The following is a 19,655-nucleotide window of genomic DNA, read 5'->3' on the forward strand; positions in this document are numbered from 1 at the left end:
CGTGGACACGGCGGCCCCAGGTGTCGGTGCCGCTGCCTAAGGTGTTGACCATGGCGTACACGCGAGCACCGGACGAGCCCGGCAGGGCAGTCGTCACCGCCTGCCGCTCCTGGGCCGACGTCTGCGCCCACGCCGGCGAGTTCCTCGCCGCCCACGCAAACGATCCCTTCACCGTACCCGTGCTCGTCACTCCCGGTGCGGCCCACAGCCGCAGCATCGGGCAGTTCATCGCGGCGGCTCCGGATGGCCCACAGGTCTTCGCCGGTGTCGACACCATGACACCGGGCGGTCTGCGTGCCCGGTTCGAACACGACCTGCTCGGTCTTGACCCACAGTCCGATCCCTGGCGTTCGAATGGTCTGGTCCTCCACGTCGCCTCGCTCATGCGCGACTGCGCCGCAGAACCCTGGTTCGCACTCGTCCAGCGGCACCTCGCGGGTCATCCCGGGCCCGGCGAGGCACCCGGGCCGGCCCCCGGACGCCTCGTCGCCACCGCCGAGGACTACACCCGCCTGGTCCGCAGCTACCTGCGGCACTGCCCCGCCATGGTGCAGTCCTGGTCGCAGGGTTCCCTGGTCGATCCGCTCGGGGCACCACTGGCGGCCCATGACCAGTGGCAGGCCCTCTTGTGGCAACGTCTGGTGGCGACGATCGACTGGCCCCACCCTGGAGTGCGCCACGAACGGCTCTGCCGGGCCGTGCACGAGGCACGGGAGGACTCGCTGCCCACCGCACTGGGGTTCGCCTGCCTCGAGGCGCCCCCGCCGTCCGACGTCGAACTGCTCACCGCGCTGGCCGGGCGACGACCGGTCCGCATCTGGCAGCTGGGATCCCCGGACTGGGCGGCCACGGATCGGGCGGGATCGCTGCTGCGGCAGCGCTATGGCACGGCCCGCGCGCGAAGCTGGCAGGGCTGGCTCAGCGCCGCGGTGACCGTCCGTCCCCCCGCCGAGCCCGTCCGGGACCCCTCGACCATGCTGGAGGCGCTCAAGTACCAGCTGCACACCGGCCGCCGGCCCGTTGAGCCGGCCGAGCCCGATGGCTCGGTCAGCATCCACGTCAGCCACGGCCCGGACCGCCAGGTCGAGGTGCTCCGCGAGGCATTGTGCGACGCCTTCGACTCCGACCCGACGTTGCAGCCGCGTGACGTCGCCGTGCTGTGCACCGACTTGCCCGCCTACGCGCCGCTGCTCGAGGCGGCCCTCGGACCCGTCGACGCTCCCGGCCATCACCCCGGGCACGATCTGCGGGCCCGCATCGCAGGCCCCTCGACGGAGCGGCAGAACCAGGTGCTCACCGTTCTCCTGACCCTGCTCGACCTGCCGGCCTCACGAGCCACGAGCACCGACCTGATCGCGCTGGCCTCACTCGAGCCCGTCGCACGCACCTTCGGCTTCGATGCCGGGGCCCTGGAGCGGGTCGTGCGGCTCGTCGAGCGGTCACAGATCAGGTGGGGCGTCGACTCGCGTCACCGCGCGGCGCACGGGCTGCCCACCGTGCGCCAGGGCACCTGGGTCACCGGCACCGACCGGCTGCTCGCCGGCCTCATCGTTGCGGACGACCCACTCACCAGGCTCAACACCGTCGTCCCGGTCGACCACCTCAACGGTTCCGACGCGGACCTCATCGGCTCGATGGCCGAACTGGTCTCACGGGTGCGCATGCACCTGCTGCGGTTCGAGGAGCCCGCCGACGTCGCCACATGGCGAGCCCGCCTGCTCCGCGCCGCAGCCGACCTGGCCGGGAACAGCCCCGACGACCAGTGGATGCTCAACCACCTCAGCAGCGCCCTGTCCGACCTGTCGTGCGCGGGTCGAGCCGGGTCCCGGCTCGACGCCGGTGACATCGCCGCGGCTCTGCGGCACCTCGTGAGGCCCCAGCGTGGGCGCGCCGACTACGGCGCCGGTTCCATGCTCATCTGCGGGCTCGGTGAGCTGCAGGCCATCGACCACAAGGTGGTGGCCATCCTCGGTCTGGACGACGCCCACTTCCCGCCACGGTCAAGTACGACGGGCGACGACCTGCTCGCCCGCACCGCCGGCCGGGCCCGGGCGGACGGCGCGGACACCGCCCGGCAGCAGGTGCTCGACGCCATCGGCAGCGCCGGCGAGAAACTCCTCATCGTCGCCGCCGGCGCCGATCCGCGCACGGGCGAGACGCTGCCGCAACCGGTCGTCGTGGCCGACATCATCGCGGCCTGCACGGGCCGCGAGCCAGGCGCCGTGTGGGAGCAGGCGCACCGTCCCGATGCGGGGCGGTGGCCCAGCATGCTCCGCGTCCACCCGCTGCACGCCCATGCGGCAGACAATTTCGGCCCCGACCTGGCAGGTGGTGCGCCGAGTTTCGACGCGGCGGCCCTCTCCGGCGCCAGGGCCCGCAGCGAGCAGCGGCCCAGGCCCCGGCCGGAACGCATCTGGTCGATCCATGGCACGGCCCCTGACGAGTCGGCCCACGCGGTGAGCGTCGACGAGCTCGCCTCCTTCTTCCAGGACCCGATCCGGGCCTGGGCCGTTCACAGCTTCGGTTTCCTCCCCGGGTCCGCGGCCGATGAGACACCCACCGACCTGCCGATCGTCCTGGACGGCCTCGAGAACTGGGCGGTCAACGAGTCGATCACCGCGGCACTGGTCGCCGGTCAGTCCCCCGCGGCGGCCCTGGACGCGGCGCTGCTCGGCGGCCGGGTTCCTCCCGGCCGGCTCGGCACCACGATGCTCGGCAGCCGCCTGCCGGCCCTCGAGTCCTACGCCTCTGCGGTACGGGCCCGGCTCACCGAACCGGCCGAACACGACGTGACGTGGCGCGAGGGCCCGTGGTCGGTTTCCGGCACCGTCAGCTCGTACGCCGGCCGGATCGTGCACCACCGCTACGCCCGACTCGGGGGCAGGCATGTCGCAGCCGCCTGGGTCGAGCTCGTCTGTGCCGCCGCTGCCGGCGCAGACGTGAGCGAGGCCCTTCTCCTCGGCAGGAGCGACCGCCTCAGGATCGGCGCTCCGAGCCCCGAGAGGGCGCGGGCGTTGCTGGGGCAGATGTGCCGCCTGCGTTTCACCGGGCTCGGCGAGTTCCTGCCGATGCCCCCTGACACCTGCTTCGACTACGCCCGGCGGGCGAACCGGAACCCGCGCAGCGCCGCGGCCTTCCTGACGCGTGACTACGCCCGAGAACTCGAGTTCTCCCCGGTGCTGCGCTGGGTGGGGGCCTCCTGGCGCGACATCGAGGCCATCGGCTCTGAACCCGAGGACCCGCTCACCACCTCACCCAGCCGGTTCGTCAACCTCGCCCGCTGGTTCTACGGCCCGGTGGCGGCTTCCCTGCGCACGTGGGATCCTGGGGCCCGCCATGACTGACCCGTCCTCCCCCGCCCCGGTGTTCGACCCGACCGCCGACCTGCCCGAGGGCACCACCGTTCTCGAAGCCAGCGCCGGCACCGGGAAGACCTATACGATCGCTGCTGCGACCGCGCGGTTCGTCGCCCTGGGCCAGGGCGGCATCGACCGCATCATGCTGGTCACCTTCGCCCGTTCGGCGTCTCTCGAGCTGCGCTCGCGGGTCTACGAGCGGCTGCAGTCCAGTGAACGCGTTCTCGGGCAGGCCACGGCCGGGACGAGGCCTGAGGGTCTCGATCCGGTCGACGCCCAGCTGTGCGTGGGACCGGCCGACGAGCTGGCACGGCGGCACGCGCGCCTCCGCCAGGCACTCGCCGACTTCGACCGGGCCGTCATCGCCACGACCCATGAGTTCTGCGCACGCCTGCTCGAGGAACTGGGAATGCTCGTCGACCACGACGGGGCCATGCGCTTCATGAGGGACATGACCGCCCTGCGGTCACAGGTCATCGACGACGCCTACCTGGCTCGTGCCGTCGCCGGCGACACGCAGCTCAGTCACGAGCAGGCCCGCGTCATCGGTGCGGCGGCACTGACGCACCCCGGTCTGCCGCTCCTGCCCGGGCCGGGCGAATCCCCCGATGAGCAGGACCGTCTGGCCTTCGCCGCCGACGTCCGGGCCCGGATGGCCCGCCGCCGACGCGCGATGGGGGTCTACGGTTACGACGACATGGTGCAGCGAGTCAGCGACGCCCTCGACGATCCCCGCACCGGCGAACTGGCCGCCCGAACACTCGCCGCACGGTTCGACCTGGTGATGGTGGACGAGTTCCAGGACACCGACCCGCTGCAGTGGCGCATCCTCGAACGGGCCTTCCACCACCGCACCCGCCTGGTCGTCATCGGCGACCCCAAGCAGGCCATCTACGGTTTCCGCGGCGCCGACCTGCAGGCCTATCTGGACGCCCGGGACCGCGCGGACCGCCGCTTCACCCTCAACCACAACCACCGCAGCGACGCCCGCGTGGTCGACGGCATCGCCCAGCTCTTCGGCCGGGCATCGCTGGGTGGCCCCGGCCAGGCGATCGGTCTGACACCGGTCACGAGTTCGGGCCGGACGTGCCGTGTCTGGCTCGACGACGCCACCAACGCACCGGGGGTGTACGTGCGGGCGATCGCCCCCGACCAGGAGCTGCCCGCGGCCGACGCGCGCAAGGCGGTCGCCGCCGACCTGGTGCGCGAATTCATCAACCTGCTCGCCCGCGGCCGAATCGACGACCACGGCACCGTCCGCAACGTCCGCGCAGCCGATCTGGCCGTCCTGGTGCGCAGCAGGAGGGTCGGCGACCAGGTGCGCCGGGCACTGACCGGGGCCGGTGTTCCCGCGGTCTTCACCGGTGGGGAGACCATCTTCGGTTCCGCGGGCGCCAGGGACTGGCTGTGCCTGCTCGAGGCCATGTGCGATCCGCGTCCTGCACGGCTGTTCGAGCTGTCCCTGACCGCACTGGTCGGCTGGTCCCCGGGACGTCTGGCGCACGCCAGTGACGAGGCCCGCAACCACGTGCTCATCCTGGTCACCTCGCTGCGCGAGTGCATGGCGGAGACGGGCCCTCTCGGTGTCCTCGAGCGGCTGTGCGCCCAGCAGGACGACGGGCGGCCCGGGCTCCTGGCACGGCTGCTCGCCGACGACCGCGACGGTGAGCGCGCCTACACCGATCTTCGCCACGTCGCCGAGTTGCTCGAGTACGAGCGGCGTCACTCGGGGCGTGACCTCGTGGGTCTGCGCGACTGGTTGGCGCACTCGATCCGCGAGGACGCCGAACACGGCGACGACGACGCCGTGCGCCGTCTCGAGACCGACCGCGGTGCGGTCACGATCATGACGATCCACAAGGCCAAGGGCCTGCAGTTCCCGGTGGTGGCCCTCCCCGACATGGCGAACAAGTACATCGGTCAGGACACGGCGGACCGTCTCGGCCGCGTGCTGGTTCACTCCGGCGGGGTCCTCGGCCTCGATCTGTTCGGGGACAGGTCGGCCGAACGTCACCGGACGAAGGTCGCCGAGGAGCAGGGCGAGGACGTGCGGCTGCTCTACGTGGCGGCGACCCGCGCCCAGAGCCGCCTCATCGCCTGGTGGACCCGCACGAGGCACAACACCTCGCGTTCGGCCCTGCACCGTCTGCTGATGAACCCCGCCGGAAACCACGAGCTGGCCTCCTCGTACCCGGTCGGGGCCGACGTCGAACGGTCCTGCGCCGGCCGCGACCTGGTGCGGCTGATGGTCGTGCCGCGCCCCTCGGGCACGCCCGAGGCCCCGATGCCGGCCGCCGCCCCGCCCCGGCTCGTCGGACGCACATTCACCGGCGGCATCGACCACGCGTGGTCCCGCACCTCGTACTCGGGTCTGGTGGCCGGCCTCCACGGCGCACCCGGCGGGCTGATCGGGTTCGACGAGAACGATACCGATGACGAGCCCAGCCTCGGCGGGGACGTCGGCGCGCAGGTCGCGGGCTCGGCGCCCTCCGAGGGCACCACGCCCCTGTCGGAGTTGCCGGGGGGCACCCAGTTCGGCTCGCTGGTGCACTCGGTCCTCGAGATCGTCGACCCGGCCGGCCCGCGCCTGGCCGAACGCGTCCTGGCGGCGACCCGCCAGATGCTCACCCGGTGGCCGATCGAGGGGGTCTCGGCGGATCAGCTGTCGCAGGGCCTGCAGATCGTCCTGGGCACGCCTCTCGGTGACCTCACGGGCGGGGCGAGCCTGTCCCACATCGGCGCGGTGAACCGCCTCGCAGAGCTGAGTTTCGACATTCCCCTCGGATCGGTGACCGGTTCCCGGGAGCTCGGGGCGATCGCCGAGCTGTGGAACGACCGCTCCCTCGTCCCCGCCGACGACCCCCTGGTCGACTACGGCCAGGCGCTGGCGAACAGCGGCGCCGCCCACACCGTCCTGCGCGGCTTCCTCACCGGATCGATCGACGCCGTGCTGCGGCTCCCGCCGGCCGGCGAGAGCACCGAACCGGGCAGGCCCGTCGAGAGCAGGCGGGCGCGTTACGCGGTCATCGACTACAAGACGAACCGCATCCCCACCCCTCCTCACGTCCGGTTGGGCCCGCACGCCTACACCCCCGCAGCCATGACGAGAACGATGATCGAGGCCCACTACCCGCTGCAGGCGCTGCTGTACTGCGTCGGCCTGCACCGGTACCTGAACTGGCGGCTGCCCGGGTACGACCCGCAGCAGCACCTCGCCGGTGTCGGGTACCTCTTCCTTCGGGGCATGGCCGGCCCCGAGGGCCCGGCCCAGGCCCTCATGCCGCCGGGCGTCTTCGTGTGGCACCCCAGCGCCGCTCTCGTCGAGGCGGCCTCGCAGGTCCTCGCCGGCGGCCGGCAGACCAGGGGTGGTGGTGAGGCGTGAGTGTCGCCGACGGTCGTGTCGTCTCGGCCAGGGACGACCTCGCCCGGTTCAACGAGGCAGGTCTGCTCGAGGCACCCGACATCCACACCGCCCAGCTGATCGCCCGCACAGCCGGTGAGCGCAACCCGATGGCGCTGCTCGGCGCCGCGCTCGCCATGCGTGCGCTGCGCGCCGGCTCGGTCTGCCTGCCGATCCGGCAGGTCCACCGTCTGGCCCAGTTCTTCGTCCGCGACGCCGACGCCCAGGCCGGCATCGCACCCGAGCTCGACGCGCTCCCCTGGCCCGGGGCCGACGAGTGGCTCGACGCGCTGGCCGGCTCGCCTCTCGTGGGCGACGAGCACGCCCCGGCCAACGAGCATCCGCTCCGTCTCGTGGACGAGGCCCTCTACCTCGAACGGCACTGGCAGGACCAGGAATCGATCACGCGGATCCTGCTCGGCAGGTGCGGGCCCTTCCCCGGTGTCGACGGGCAGGTGCTCGAACAGAGCCTGGCCTGGGGATCGGGGCGGTCCGACCGGCGCGACGAGGCCCAGCGCCGCGCGGTGCGCACGGCCATCGGCGCCCGCACGACGGTCATCTGCGGCGGCCCGGGTACCGGCAAGACGACGACGATCTCTCGCGTGGTCGCCGCCGCAAGGGATCAGGCCGAGGCCTCCGGGACGCCGCTGCGCATCGCGCTGGCGGCGCCCACGGGCAAGGCCGCCGCCCGGCTGAGTGAGTCGCTCGAGGAGCACGCCCGCGAGTTCGGCGGCCGGGCTCCGGCCGCGACGACCCTGCACCGCCTGCTCGGGGTCCGCCCCGACCGTGCCCCTCGCTTCGGCCCCGGCCATCGGCTCCCCTTCGACATGGTGATCGTCGACGAGATGTCGATGGTCTCCCTCGAACTCATGGCACGCCTGCTCGAGGCGCTCGGCCCGGACACCCGCCTGGTCATGGTGGGCGACCCGGATCAGCTGACCCCGGTCGACGCCGGCGCCGTGCTCGCCGACATCACCGCGGCGGGACTGCCCGGACCGGAACCGGGCCTGCCGGGCGTCGTCGTCCTCGATCACGGCTACCGTTTCACGAGCGGCATCTCCGACATCGCCCGGGCGATCAGGGACGGCGACCCGGACCGCACCCTTGAGCTGCTGGCCGGCACGGACCGTGTCGAGTTCCATGACCAGGACGCCGCCGAACTCGATCTGGAGGCGACGCTTTCGCTGCGCACGGCGCTCGTCGACCAGGCGCTCGCCACGACACGGGCCGCCCGGGAGGGCCGTGCGGAGGCGGCCACCGAGGCGCTCGGGGCCCACCGCCTGCTCTGCGCGCACCGCACCGGCCCGTACGGCGTCACCACGTGGGGTGCCGCGGCTGAACGCCTGCAACGCGCCGCAGCCGGTCAGCTCGGCTCGGGCGCGTGGTACGACGGCAGGCCGCTGCTGGCCACCAGGAACCTCCCCGAGCTGGGCATCAGCAATGGGGACACCGGCGTCGTCATCACGACGGACCGGGGCAGGCGCGCGGCGATGAGCAACCACCGCACCTACCCGGCCTACGTGCTGGAGGACGTCGAGACGATGTACGCCATGACGGTGCACAAGTCCCAGGGGAGCCAGTTCGACAACGTCACTCTCGTCCTGCCCTCGCCCGACTCGCCCCTGCTCACGAGAAGTCTCCTCTACACGGCCGTGACGAGGGCCAGGACCGGTGTGCGCATCATCGGCCCGGCGGCCTCGGTCCGGGTCGCCGTCACCACGGAGGCGCAACGGGCGTCGGGGCTGACCGCGCGACTGTCGAGAGCCCCCGGGTGGCGCGGCCGCTGACCAGGGGCCGTTCAGCCCTCGGGGCCGGGCAGCCGGTCCTCCAGCCATGCCCGGATGAGGTGGTGGCCGACCGAGGCACCGGGCGGCAGCACGAGTGACCCGGCCTCGGTGAGGCGGGTCACCTCGGTGCGGGTGTACCAGCCGCCCCACGAGAGCTCCTGGCCGTCGACCCTGCCCGGGGAGTCGCTGCGCGCGACGAAACTGAGCATGAGCGAACGCGGCATGGGCCACGGCTGGCTGCCGAGGTAGCGCAGGGCGGCGATGCGGAGTCTGGCCTCCTCGGCGATCTCGCGGTGAACGGCCTGCTCCACGGTCTCGCCGGCCTCGACGAAACCCGCCAGCACCGAGACGCGACCCTGCTCCCAGGTGCCCTGGTGCGCGAGGAAGAGTCGGTTGTCATGATCGAGCACCGCGCAGATGATGGCGGGATCGGTGCGGGGGAAGGTCTCGTAGCCGCACTGGGAGCACACCGCGGCGAACCCGCCCCGCGTGCGCAGCAGCTCTCCCCCGCAGCGGACGCAGCGGCGGGTCGTGCGGACCCAGTTGAGGATGGCCTGGGCGGCGCTGGCGACCTCGCGTTCGCCCGGGGTGAGCCTGGCGCTGCGAAGCACCGCCGTGTAGGGACCGGCGTCCCGCCGGGCGAACCACGGGTGACCGTCGAAGCGACCGAGGAAGACGTCGTCATCGCCGGGGACATCACCGTCGGCCGCGGTGACGGGCCGGCCGAAGGGATCATCGTTGAAGCGACCCTCGTCGTCGAGGCAGATGAGGCGGGCCCCCGGCTCGCGCCAGGCCTGCTCGATCAGCTGCGCGTCCTCACGGACGCCGGAGGCATGGTCCAGGCTCGGCGGACCGCCCCACGCCGCGAGATCCCACATGTACGGGTCGCGGCCGGCATCGAGATCCTGGCTGAGTCTCATGGGAGTCAAAACTAACGCACAGCCGATCAGCCCCCAAGGGCCCCGCTCCGGGTGACCCCGACGGACCCCGGCCCCTGGGAGCGCAGCCCGGCGACCATCTGTCGCAGCCCCTCCCGGCCGACGAGCCGGGCTGGACGTTCATCGGTACCGCTCATGACGTGGTGGAAGACGGCATCAACGCGCTCGGGCGGGACACCGACGATCTCGGACCAGGCGAGTCGGTAGAGGGCGAGTTGGAGGGCGTCACCAGGACCGTCGTAGGTCTTCCAGTCGACGACCCTGAAGTCGTGGTCCGGGTCGTCGTCGAGTGTGAAGACCGCGTCGATGCGGCCGCGGATCTGCTGGCCGTCGACCATGAGGACGAAGGCCTCCTCGATGGCGCACGGGGTGCGTTCGGCGTAGGGGCCGGCCTCGAAACGCTCCTTGAGCCTGTCAAGCCTGGCACGCGCCGGTTCGGCGCCCGCAGCGGCGTGGGCGCCGAACCGGCCGTCGTCGGCGAGGTCATCCACACCTCCTGGCTGCAGCATCCGGTCGTCGATGAGCGGGCTGCCCGCCCGACGGAAACGGGCCTCGACCCACTCGTGGAAACTCGTGCCGACACCGGCGCCGACACTCGCCCGGCGCGGCATCGGCCTGGCGAGGGTGGCCATGAACTCGGCGCGGTCCTGCTGGGACTGGATGAGTGCCGTTGCCGACAGCGAGCCGGGCACCGGGACCTGGCCATCCCCGTCGGCGCGGCGGGCGGCCTGGGCGAGGAGCAGCTCTGATTCACGCGCCCAGCGGTCGACCGTGGCCTGGTCGTCGAGGTCGAGGGGCTCGTCACTGGTGAACTCCCCGGACTCCTCGTCCTGCTCCGACCGGGCACGGCCGAGGACGAAGGCGGCCAGCGCCTCGAGACGCCTCTGGGCCTGTTCGTCACCCGTGCTGGGCCAGCTGATGCGCAGGTGGCCGTCGCCGAGCGGGTTCTCGCCGGTGACGGTCTGCGGCTCAGCCACCACGTCCTGCGCGCTCTCGGCGAGAACCGCGTAGTAGGGCGAGATCCCACGAGGCCTGGAACGGCCGGGCTCCCAGACGTGGCTGGTCGCGACGAGGTCATGCCTGGCGCGGGTGATCGCCACATAGGCCAGCCGGTCCTCGGCGAAACCGGCCGCCGACTTGAGTTCCTCGGCATGGGCACGGATGCCGTCACGCGAGGCCTCCGACAGCGCCGGCCGGCTGCCGGCGTCGCCACGGAGCGGACCGGGAAGGAGCCTGGCCGAGCTCACCCAGTTGTCCGCGCGGTGATCCGGGAAGACCCCGTCGACCAGCCACGGGAGATAGACGCGGTCCCATTCGAGGCCCTTCGCGCGGTGGACGGTGAGCAGTTTGACCGAGTCGCCGGCGGAGACGACCGCCTGCTCGATGCCGTTCTCGTGGTCGATCTGCACGTCGAGATGGGCGAGGAAGGCGCTCAGTCCCGCCTGCGGATCGACATCGGTGAACTCCGTCACCACGTCGAGGAAACGCCGCACCTGATCGCGTCTGCCCTGGCGGAAGAACGCCGGGTCCCCCTCGAGTTCGGCGTCGACGCCGGCCAGCAGGCAGATCCGCCGCACGAGATCGGCGAGTGGGGCATCCATCCCGCGCCGTAGCCGCGCGAATTCCGTGGCGAAGCGGCGCAGCCGGTGCCCGCCCTGCTCGGAGATCCCGGGGATCTGCCCATCGAGGGCGTCGAGAAGGCATACCGGTGGCCGGACGAGCCCCTCGACGAAGGCCGCCATGGCGCCGTCACCGTCATCGCCGGCCGGATCGCGCCCCGGGGCCGCCCCGGCCGGGGATTCCTGCTCCGCGGCTGTGGAGCGAGCCGCCTCGGCGAGACGTGTCAAGTCGCTCGCCCCGATCCGCCAGCGCCGCGAGGTGAGCAGCTCGACGAGCGCGGGGTTGTTCGTCTCGTCGTCGAGCAGCCGCAGTGTGGCGACGATCTCACGCACCGGGCTCAACGAGACCAGGCCGCCGATGCCGACGATCTCGACCGGCACGTCGGCTTCGACCAGTTCCTCGTAGATGCGTCCTGTCGAGGTGTTCGTTCGACAGAGGATGGCCATGCCGGCCCACCGGCCCGGGCCTCCGTGCGCGGCGACATCGGCGGCGAGCCAGGCCATCTCCTCGTCGACATCGGTGAACCGCCCCACCGTGACACGGCCGGGCTCGGTCCCTTCGGGGGCGCGCAGCCGCTGACCCGTCGGGTCGGTGACCGGCATGGCGGGGTCCTCGTCGAGCCGGGCCGCCACCTCGTTGGCGCACCGCAGGATCACCGGGCCGCTCCGACGGTTGACGGTCAGCGAGTAGACCTCTGCCGGGCTGTTGTCGCTCCGCCGGAAGGTGCGGGGGAATTCGGCGATGGTGTTCGCGGCGGCCCCGCGCCAGCCGTAGATGCCCTGGCGGGGGTCGCCGACCGCCATGACCGGATGACCGAGGCCGTGCTCGGTGTCGGGGCCGGAGAACAGCCCGGAGAGCATCATCGTCTGGGCCGCGGAGGTGTCCTGGTACTCGTCGAGCAGGACGGCGCGGAACCTTTGGCGCAGCGCATCGGAGGCCTGGGGCACCCGGAGGCTGATCGTGGTGGCCCGGGCCATCTGGTCCCCGAAGTCGCCGACGGCGAGCTGTTTCTTGCGCATCCGGTAGGCGCGCACCAGCCCGAGCAGCTCGAGCCGGGTGCGGGCCACGTCGATGGCGTGGGTGACATCCCGGTAGGGCCTGCCCCTGTGGAGCGGGGCCTCACGCAACCCGGTGATGAGTGAGCCGGTGAAGGCCTCGAGCCGGTCGGGGTCGACGAGATGGCTGCTCATCTCGTTGTCGAGCGTGATGAGGTGGTCCACCAGGGTCGCCGGTGAGATGTCGGTGAGGTACTCCCAGCCGCCCTCGGCGGCCGAGACGACCTGCCCGGCGAGCCGGTAGCGCATCGGCTCGGCGAGCAGCCGTTCGATCGGGTCCTCGCCGATGCGCGGGGCGTACTCGGCGACCAGGTGTCCGGCGAAGGCGTCGTAGGTCATGACGAGCTGGGCCTGCATGTCGTGCAGGGTCTCCTCGTCGACGACTCCGGACCGCTCCAGGGCCGCACTGATGCGGGCCGACAACTCGCCGGCTGCCTTGCGGGTGAACGTCAGCCCGAGCACCTGGTCGGCCCGCACGGCGCCCGTCCCGACGAGCCAGACGACGCGCGCCGCCATGACGGTGGTCTTGCCCGAGCCCGCACCGGCCATGACGACGCCGGGCTCGAGGGGAGCGGTGATGGCGGCCAGCTGCTCCTCGGAGAAGGGGATGCCCAGGGCCTCACACAGCTGGCCGGGATCGTGCAGTGGTGCGGTCATCTGGAGTCCTCCCGGGTCCAGAGCGGACATCCGCTCCGGTGGGTGCAGGTGCGGCACAGGTCGCCCTGGACTGCCGTCCAGTCGCCGCTGGCGGCGTGTGTCAGGGCCTGCGTCATGGCGTCGTGGATCCATGTGGGTCCGCCGCCCTCGGGCTGCTCGGCCAGCGGCGGGTAGGGGTGGTCCTCGATACTCGGCTGAGTCAGCACCTTCGGCTGACCGGGTTCTTTCGCGCTCTGGGGGACACGGAGATGGACGAGTTCCGCGCCGCCGAGGTCGGGACGTGGCCCTGTCAGATCGGCGCAGGCGCCCTCGGCGACAGCCAGCTGATACGCACCGAGTTGCAGATGGGCGGCGAGCTGCTTCTGGGTGGGCACGCGCCGGCCGGTCTTGAAGTCGACGACGTGAACGCGGCCGGTGTCCTGCTCGCGTTCGAGGCGGTCGATGGTGCCGCGCAGGAGGACGATGCCGCCCGGCAGGTGGAAACGGTGCGTGATGGGCACCTCGACCCCGACGACCTCGCGTCCACGCTGGGCGGACGACCACGCCCCCAGACGATCGAGCATCTCGTGGGTCGCATCGCGCTGGGCCCGGCTCTGCCATGCGATGTCGAAGCCGATGAGGTCCCAGTACTCGTCGACCTGCTCGTGCTGACGCGTGATGCTCCATCCGTGCACGACGGCGTTCTCGGCCATCTTGTGGACGAGTGAACCGATCGCCGCCTGGGGGCCGGCCGCCTCCGGGGCACCGGCCCGGGAGTCGAGGAACCAGCGCCGGGGGCACCTGGCCAGCTTCTCGAGGCCGGTGACGCTCACGGTCAGTTCCGGACGTGCCCGGGACGCCGCCCCGCTGAGCCCTCCCAGCCCCCACCAGGTGGAGGCATCGGCGGCCTGGACGAGTCGTCGCCCGTGCGCCGAACGCGCGCCGGCGAGTTCGGCGATGCGCTCGGCGGCCCTGCGGCGCAGGGCCTGTGGCCGGGCGGGGTCGAGAGCGGTCCGGCGCAGTTCGCCGACGAGCTCGTCGAGGGTGCTGTTGCGTCGTGTCCCGGGGCGGGGCTCCTGGCGGGGTTCGACACCGAGTTCGGCGATGAACCGGGAGGGTACGCCACCCTCGGAGCCCTCACCGGCCACCGCTGTGACGAGCAGCGTCCGCGTGGCACGGCTGACGGCCAGGGCGAACAGCCGACGTTCCTGCCGCACCCATTCCCGGGCCGCCTCGAGCGCGTCACGACCGGTCTGGTCCGTGCCGGCCGGATCACCGATCATCTCGGCAGACAGGAGTCCCTCACCGCCCCGCTGCCCTGGCCAGGTGCCCTCGACGAGATCGACGAGGGCCACGTGGGCCCACTGACGGCCCTTGACCCGGTGTGCGGTGATGACCTGGACTCCCCTGCCGTGGGGGTCGGACTCCCGGGCCCGGTCACCGGGGATCTCCTGGCCGTTGATCTCGGCGACGAGGGTGCGCAGGCCCCGGTCCCCCTCCAGCCTGTCGTGTCGGGCGGCCAGGTCGAACAGGGCGCACAGGGCATCCAGATCTCGTTGGGCCGGCGCAGAGTTCTCGTCCTGGCCCAGGGCCTCGGCGCGAAGCCGCGCCGGCCAGTCGGTGCCCTGCCACAGGCTCCACAGCACCTCGTAGACGCCCGAACCGCGTCTGAGGCCGCGGGCCGCAGTGCCGAGAAGTGCCCCCAACGCCGTCAGCGCAGCGGCCTCGTCCCCGGCCGACGTCGGGACCGGATGGTCCTGGCCGGTGGCCACCGGGCCGGCAGTCGTCCGGGCCTGGCCCCCAGCGCCCGCCCCGCCGCCAGAGCCCATCGCTGTGACGGCGGACCGACCGATCAGGTCGAGCAGCGACTCATCCGAGCCGTCGGTGCCGCGCCGGAGGCGGCGACGGAGCAGCCGCAGCGTCCTGGGCTCCACCGGGCACAGTGGGCCGCCCACGAGGGAGAGGACGCGTGGGGAGCCGAACCGCCCTAGACTGGCCAGTTCGAGGCAGCACTCGGCGGCCTCGACCAGGTGCTGGACGCATCGCTGCTCACCCAGGGCGATGTCGTCCCCGTCGACGTCGACGGGGACGCCGAGGCCCTCCAGCGCCCTCGCGACGAGCGCCAGCTGGCTCTTCCCGGATCTGCCGACGACCGCCATGTCGGACCAGGCCGTGCCCTGCATGTGGTGGTCCCGCAGCCACCGGGCAACGGCATCCAGCTGGGCCGTCGCGGACGGGTGGAGCAGGGCGTCGACACGGGGCTCGTCGTCCCCGGGGGAACGGCTGCCGCGAGGGTCCACATCGGTGTCTGCCGACCACGCCCGTTCCTGCACCGTCACCGCCTCGCACCCCGGTTCGGCCGGATTGTGCGCGAGCACCGCCCGGAGCGCGGCCCGCACCTCGCGTACACCGCTGTGGTCGCCCGCGAGTCCGATGATCCTCGGCTCCTCGAGGCCCGGCGCGGTGAACCGGCGCGGGAAGTCGGCGACCGCTCGTGCGTCAGCACCGCGGAAGGCGAAGACGCGGGTGCTGGGGTCGGCCGTGGCGATCACGGGGACACCCAGTTCGTGCACGTGCGCGAGCAGCCCGATCTGCGACCTGTCGAGTTCGGCGAACTCGTCGGCGTAGACGCCCTGCACACGCGAGGAGACACCGGCCGCGGCTCGTTCGTCGAGCAACAGGAGCCGTGTCCGGTGGACGAGTTCGGCATAGTCCCAGGCGCCCTGACCGTCGAGCACGTCGAGGTACTTCTCGAAGAAGACCCCCAGTCCGACCCACTGGGAGCGGCCGGTGCGTTCGCCCAGCTCGATGAGGTCATCGGGGTCGAGCCCGTACTGACGAGCCCGGGCCATACCGGTACGGACCTCCTGGGTGAAGGCACGTGTCCGCAGGGCCGGGCGGACGTCCGGCGGCCACAACTGCTCACCGGCGCCGGCGAGGAGTTCGCGCACCTGCATCTCCTGCTCGGGCCCGGTCAGGACTCGGGGAATCCCGCCGGAATCGTCGAACGACCCGTAGGCGGACTGGAGGGCCAGGCACCAGCCCGGGACCGTGGTCATGACCGGCGCCCGCTGCGTGCGCCCGATCCGCGCGATGATCTCGGCGCGGAGCCGATGGGCCGCGGGCCGGGACCAGGTGAGCACGACGAGCCGGTCGAGGCTGCTCCCTGACTCGACGGCGGCGGCGACGGCTTCGACTAGCGCAGTGCTCTTGCCGGTGCGCGGGCCGCCCACCCCCAGGACAGCGGCGTGCGGCCTGGCGGCCGCTTCGAGGAAAGCGCGCTGCCACCGATCCATCCGCTGCCCAGCCATGGCGACAATGCAAGCACAGACCACCGACGTTTTCCCGCGGACGGCGCCGGGCCGTCCGCCACGGCACCGGCCCGCGCCCACCCCGTGATCGTCCGGCCCGTGGGAGCCCTCGCCGCCGCATGACCGCGCGCCGAGCCTCCAGACACCACTGTTGATCATTCAAACGATCTCCGGCAGCCAGCGGCTACGGGCGAAAAGTCGACATCAAGATTCACCCACTGCGTGCCTGTGACATTGCCGTGACGGGGAGCGATGTTATTCGCTGGGTCATGCTGAATGCGTTGCCGGCAGGTGATACCAGCAGGTCTCCCTCACCTAGGTACTCGAAAAATGATCGACCCATCAATGGATACCGTGGCCGTCGAGTGTTATGTTCGGTTTTAACCGAGCTTCCGGAGAGCCGGGTTCAAGGAGGAACCGGTATGTCCGTGGCCCTGTATCAAGAATAGTGGCACCCAGAATTGTTCGAGCCGGCAACAGCGGACCGTATCGCGATCGCGAATCATGCCGCCAGGGGCTGATGAATCCCGCGGGGATCGTCGATGCCACGGGGATGGGATCACCGCCCATCGAGGCGCCACCCTGCGCATCAGCCGCTGCGCGCCGACAGAAGAAGTCGGGACCGAGCACACCCGACGCGATCCCTACAGCCCGACCACACCACAGTCATCATCCACGATCAACGAAAACACGCTCGCCAGACAAATGAGCACAACCGAACCCAGGAGCCATCAGCGCCACTGCCAGCCAACGGCGCCATGCGTCAATCACAGCGCGAGGGGAAGAACGCAATGCTAGCCAATCTATTCAGCTCATACGAACTCAAAGGAAAGACCCTCAGGAATCGAACCGTGGTCGCTCCCATGGTCATGAACCTGTGCAATTCCGATGGTACGTGCACCGAACGCTTCATCGCCTATCATGAGGCGAAGGCGCAAGGCGGCTTCGGGATGATCATCACCGAAGACTTCGCCGTCATGCCGCATGCGAAGGGGTTCGTCGGAGTACCCGGTCTCTGGGCGGACAGTCAAGTCGAGGGCTTCAAGGAGTTCACGGACCGGATTCATCGGTTGGGCGCCGTCGTCGTTGCGCAAATCTATCATTGCGGACGTCAAACCACGGAGGCAATCAGCGGAGAACAACCTTGGGCGCCATCGGCCAACCCGTGTCCGCTCAGCTGGGAGATTCCGCACGAGATGACAACTGAGGAGATTGACGAGGTGACGGAAGCCTTTGGTGATTGCGCCAGGCGCGCCGAGGCCGCGGGATTTGACGGAGTCGAATTGCACGGTGCGCATGGCTATCTCCTGGCCGAGTTCACCTCGCCCTATTCGAACCAACGGACGGATGAGTACGGCGGTGGCCTTGAGAACCGAGTTCGATTCGCCGAAGAAGTCATCCGTAATGTGCGCGCCAAGGTCAGTCCAGAATTCATCGTGGGCTACCGAATTTCCGGCGACGAATACGTATCAGGAGGCCGCACCATTGAAGACACCAAGACGATCGTGCCGTACCTGGAGAAAGCGGGTATCGACTACGTCCATGTCAGTGCTGGCTGTTATGGCGCGTTGGGCGCCCTCTGCCCCTCCATGTACACGCGACATGCCTGGATCGCGGACGATGCGAGAGAGGTCAAGCAGGTGACAAACCTGCCCGTCATATCCGTGGGCCGATACAACGACATGCGCATCGCGGATGAGGTGCTGGCCTGTGGCAAGGCCGATCTCATCGCATTCGGCCGTGCCTCGCTAGCCGACCCGGCAGCACCCAACAAGGCAAGGGCGGGTGATTTTGAAGACATCATCACGTGCATTGGATGTGAGCAGGGTTGCCTTGGTGAAATTTACAAGCAGGAGCCGGGCGGCTGCATCCTGAATCCTTTCACAGCACATGAGTACAACACTCCGGTGACGGTAAGAGCCGAGCACCCCAAGAAGGTCATGGTGGTGGGGGCCGGGCCCGCGGGAGCGGCGGCCGCCATTGAAGCAGCCAAGGCGGGGCATCAGGTTGAGGTCTATGAGCGAAGAAAATGGGCCGGCGGACAGTTCCGGCTCGGCGCGGTTCCGCCCAGCAAGGGTGAGATAGCCTCGTTCATCCGCTGGCAGGTGCACCAGCTGGAGAAAATGGGCGTCCCGATTCATTGGGCAACAGAAGTCACCAGAGCACTTGTCGAGGAGAAGCGACCGGACGTCGTCGTGATTGCCACAGGCGCCAAACCCATCATCCCCAAGACCATTCCCGGGATCGGGAGTGCACATGTCACGACCGCCCATGACGTCCTGGCGGGTGAGACGCTCGCCGGGGAGCGAAATGTCGTCATCGGCGGTGGTTCCGTGGGCTGTGAGACAGCGAATTTCATCGCCGCCAGCCACAAATCGGTGACAGTCGTGGAGATGTTGGACGACATCGCCGTCGACGAAGAGGCCCCCACCAGGCAGGATCTCCTCGCCGACATGGAGGGCCACCGCGTCCGGGTGCTCACCGAGACAACCGTGCAAGAGATCAAGCAGGACTGTGTCGTACTCGAGGGGAAGTCCGCCGGCACGGTCAAGGCCGACAAGGTGATCCTGGCCATCGGTTCCACGCCCGTGACCGCCTTGGCAGATGAGCTCGGCGACCTGGATTGCCGGGTCGAGCTGATCGGCGATGCCGCGCAAACCGGCCTGGCGGGCAAGGCGATCAGGGCGGGCTTTGAGCTCGGCAGGTCACTGTGATGACGTCACCCAGCCGTTCCCTCGGAAGGCGGCAAGAACCCCCGGCCCCGCGGGACCTCACCATTGACCGGGTTCGCGTCAACGGTCGAGACCGGTGACTTGGACCGGTTCACCGGCGCGAGCATCGCGTCCTGTCCGGGACTGGCGCCCAGCGAGCACTCCAGCGGCGAGGGCATGCTTTTCCCAACAAGATCTGGCCGTTTCCTCTCTTCTTCGGCCTGAAACGGCCAGATCCTGTGGGATTTGGCATACCTGCCCACACGCCACACCCCGGCACCGGCAATGAACAGGTGCCTTCGCGCAACCAGCACGGGGGCACCCGACCCTGCCACGAGGCAGGGACACCACACATCAGCCGAGCAGGTTTGTGCCCGAGCAGCCGGTCACCCCGGCTCATGTCCTGGACGGGTCGGACGGGTGGGCCCTGCTCGCCATGAGCGTGCGGACCGCCCCCGGGCAGGCCAGGACTGTCCGTCACGACACCGACCCGCGCCTGCGCCCGCCCCGTGATCGTCCGGCGCGCTGACCCCCCCCCGCGCGCATGACCGCGCTTCGAGTCTCACGGTCACCACCGTTGATCATTCAATACCGCCCGATAATCCGTGAACGACATCGATGATTCGACATCAAGACTGTTCCACGGCTCATCGATGAAATCGTTGTGACAGGGAATGATGAGCTTCACCAAGGACCAGCGGATGGGGATTTTCGTCGCCCAAGTCATCAGGATCCCCTAACCTCAATGCCCAGAAAAATGGCCGATAAACCGATGATGTTCTGGACGTCGAGTGTTATGTTCAGCTTTAACCGAGGTTCGGGTGAGCCGAGTTCAAGGAGG

General features: G+C 70.4%; 8 protein-coding genes. 5 read left to right on the forward strand and 3 right to left on the reverse strand.

The features are described from left to right. The first annotated feature begins 50 nt into the window (after nucleotides 1-50). From PROPJV5_RS01335 to recD, 3 genes are read left to right on the forward strand one after another with little or no spacing between them, the layout of a single operon-like run. Entirely contained in the window at nucleotides 51-3,344 is a 3,294-nt protein-coding gene (locus PROPJV5_RS01335) for an exodeoxyribonuclease V subunit gamma (protein WP_119714533.1), read from the forward strand. Then, nucleotides 3,337-6,738, forward strand: coding sequence for a UvrD-helicase domain-containing protein (locus tag PROPJV5_RS01340; protein WP_119714534.1), 3,402 nt, complete (start codon nucleotides 3,337-3,339; stop codon nucleotides 6,736-6,738). Before PROPJV5_RS01335 ends, PROPJV5_RS01340 begins: the two co-directional genes overlap by 8 nt. Then, nucleotides 6,735-8,543: an exodeoxyribonuclease V subunit alpha gene (recD, locus tag PROPJV5_RS01345; RefSeq protein ID WP_119714535.1), complete on the forward strand. Its 1,809-nt coding sequence runs from the start codon at nucleotides 6,735-6,737 to the stop codon at nucleotides 8,541-8,543. The genes PROPJV5_RS01340 and recD overlap by 4 nt, the downstream gene beginning before the upstream one ends. A gap of 11 nt (nucleotides 8,544-8,554) precedes the next feature. On the opposite strand, the gene nudC is transcribed toward recD, so the two are convergent. From nudC to PROPJV5_RS01360, 3 genes are read right to left on the reverse strand one after another with little or no spacing between them, the layout of a single operon-like run. After that, nucleotides 8,555-9,463, reverse strand: a complete 909-nt coding sequence (gene nudC / locus PROPJV5_RS01350) for an NAD(+) diphosphatase (protein WP_119714536.1) — start codon at nucleotides 9,461-9,463, stop codon at nucleotides 8,555-8,557. Nucleotides 9,464-9,489: 26 nt separating this feature from the next. Next, nucleotides 9,490-12,813: an ATP-dependent DNA helicase gene (locus tag PROPJV5_RS01355; protein WP_182858518.1), complete on the reverse strand. Its 3,324-nt coding sequence runs from the start codon at nucleotides 12,811-12,813 to the stop codon at nucleotides 9,490-9,492. Beyond that, nucleotides 12,810-16,103: an ATP-dependent DNA helicase gene (locus PROPJV5_RS01360; RefSeq protein ID WP_182858519.1), complete on the reverse strand. Its 3,294-nt coding sequence runs from the start codon at nucleotides 16,101-16,103 to the stop codon at nucleotides 12,810-12,812. Before PROPJV5_RS01360 ends, PROPJV5_RS01355 begins: the two co-directional genes overlap by 4 nt. 791 nt (nucleotides 16,104-16,894) lie before the next feature. Here PROPJV5_RS01360 and PROPJV5_RS01365 point away from each other — a divergent pair. Together PROPJV5_RS01365 and PROPJV5_RS12485 are read left to right on the forward strand one after the other, a co-directional pair. Next, complete coding sequence (locus tag PROPJV5_RS01365) at nucleotides 16,895-18,817, forward strand: oxidoreductase (RefSeq protein WP_119714664.1); 1,923 nt, start codon at nucleotides 16,895-16,897, stop codon at nucleotides 18,815-18,817. A gap of 367 nt (nucleotides 18,818-19,184) precedes the next feature. Continuing rightward, nucleotides 19,185-19,343 (forward strand): hypothetical protein, encoded by a 159-nt coding sequence (locus PROPJV5_RS12485; protein WP_182858520.1) that lies wholly within the window; start codon nucleotides 19,185-19,187, stop codon nucleotides 19,341-19,343. The last annotated feature ends 312 nt before the right edge of the window (nucleotides 19,344-19,655 follow it).

The organism is Propionibacterium ruminifibrarum (assembly GCF_900289195.1).
GTDB lineage: Bacteria > Actinomycetota > Actinomycetes > Propionibacteriales > Propionibacteriaceae > Propionibacterium > Propionibacterium ruminifibrarum.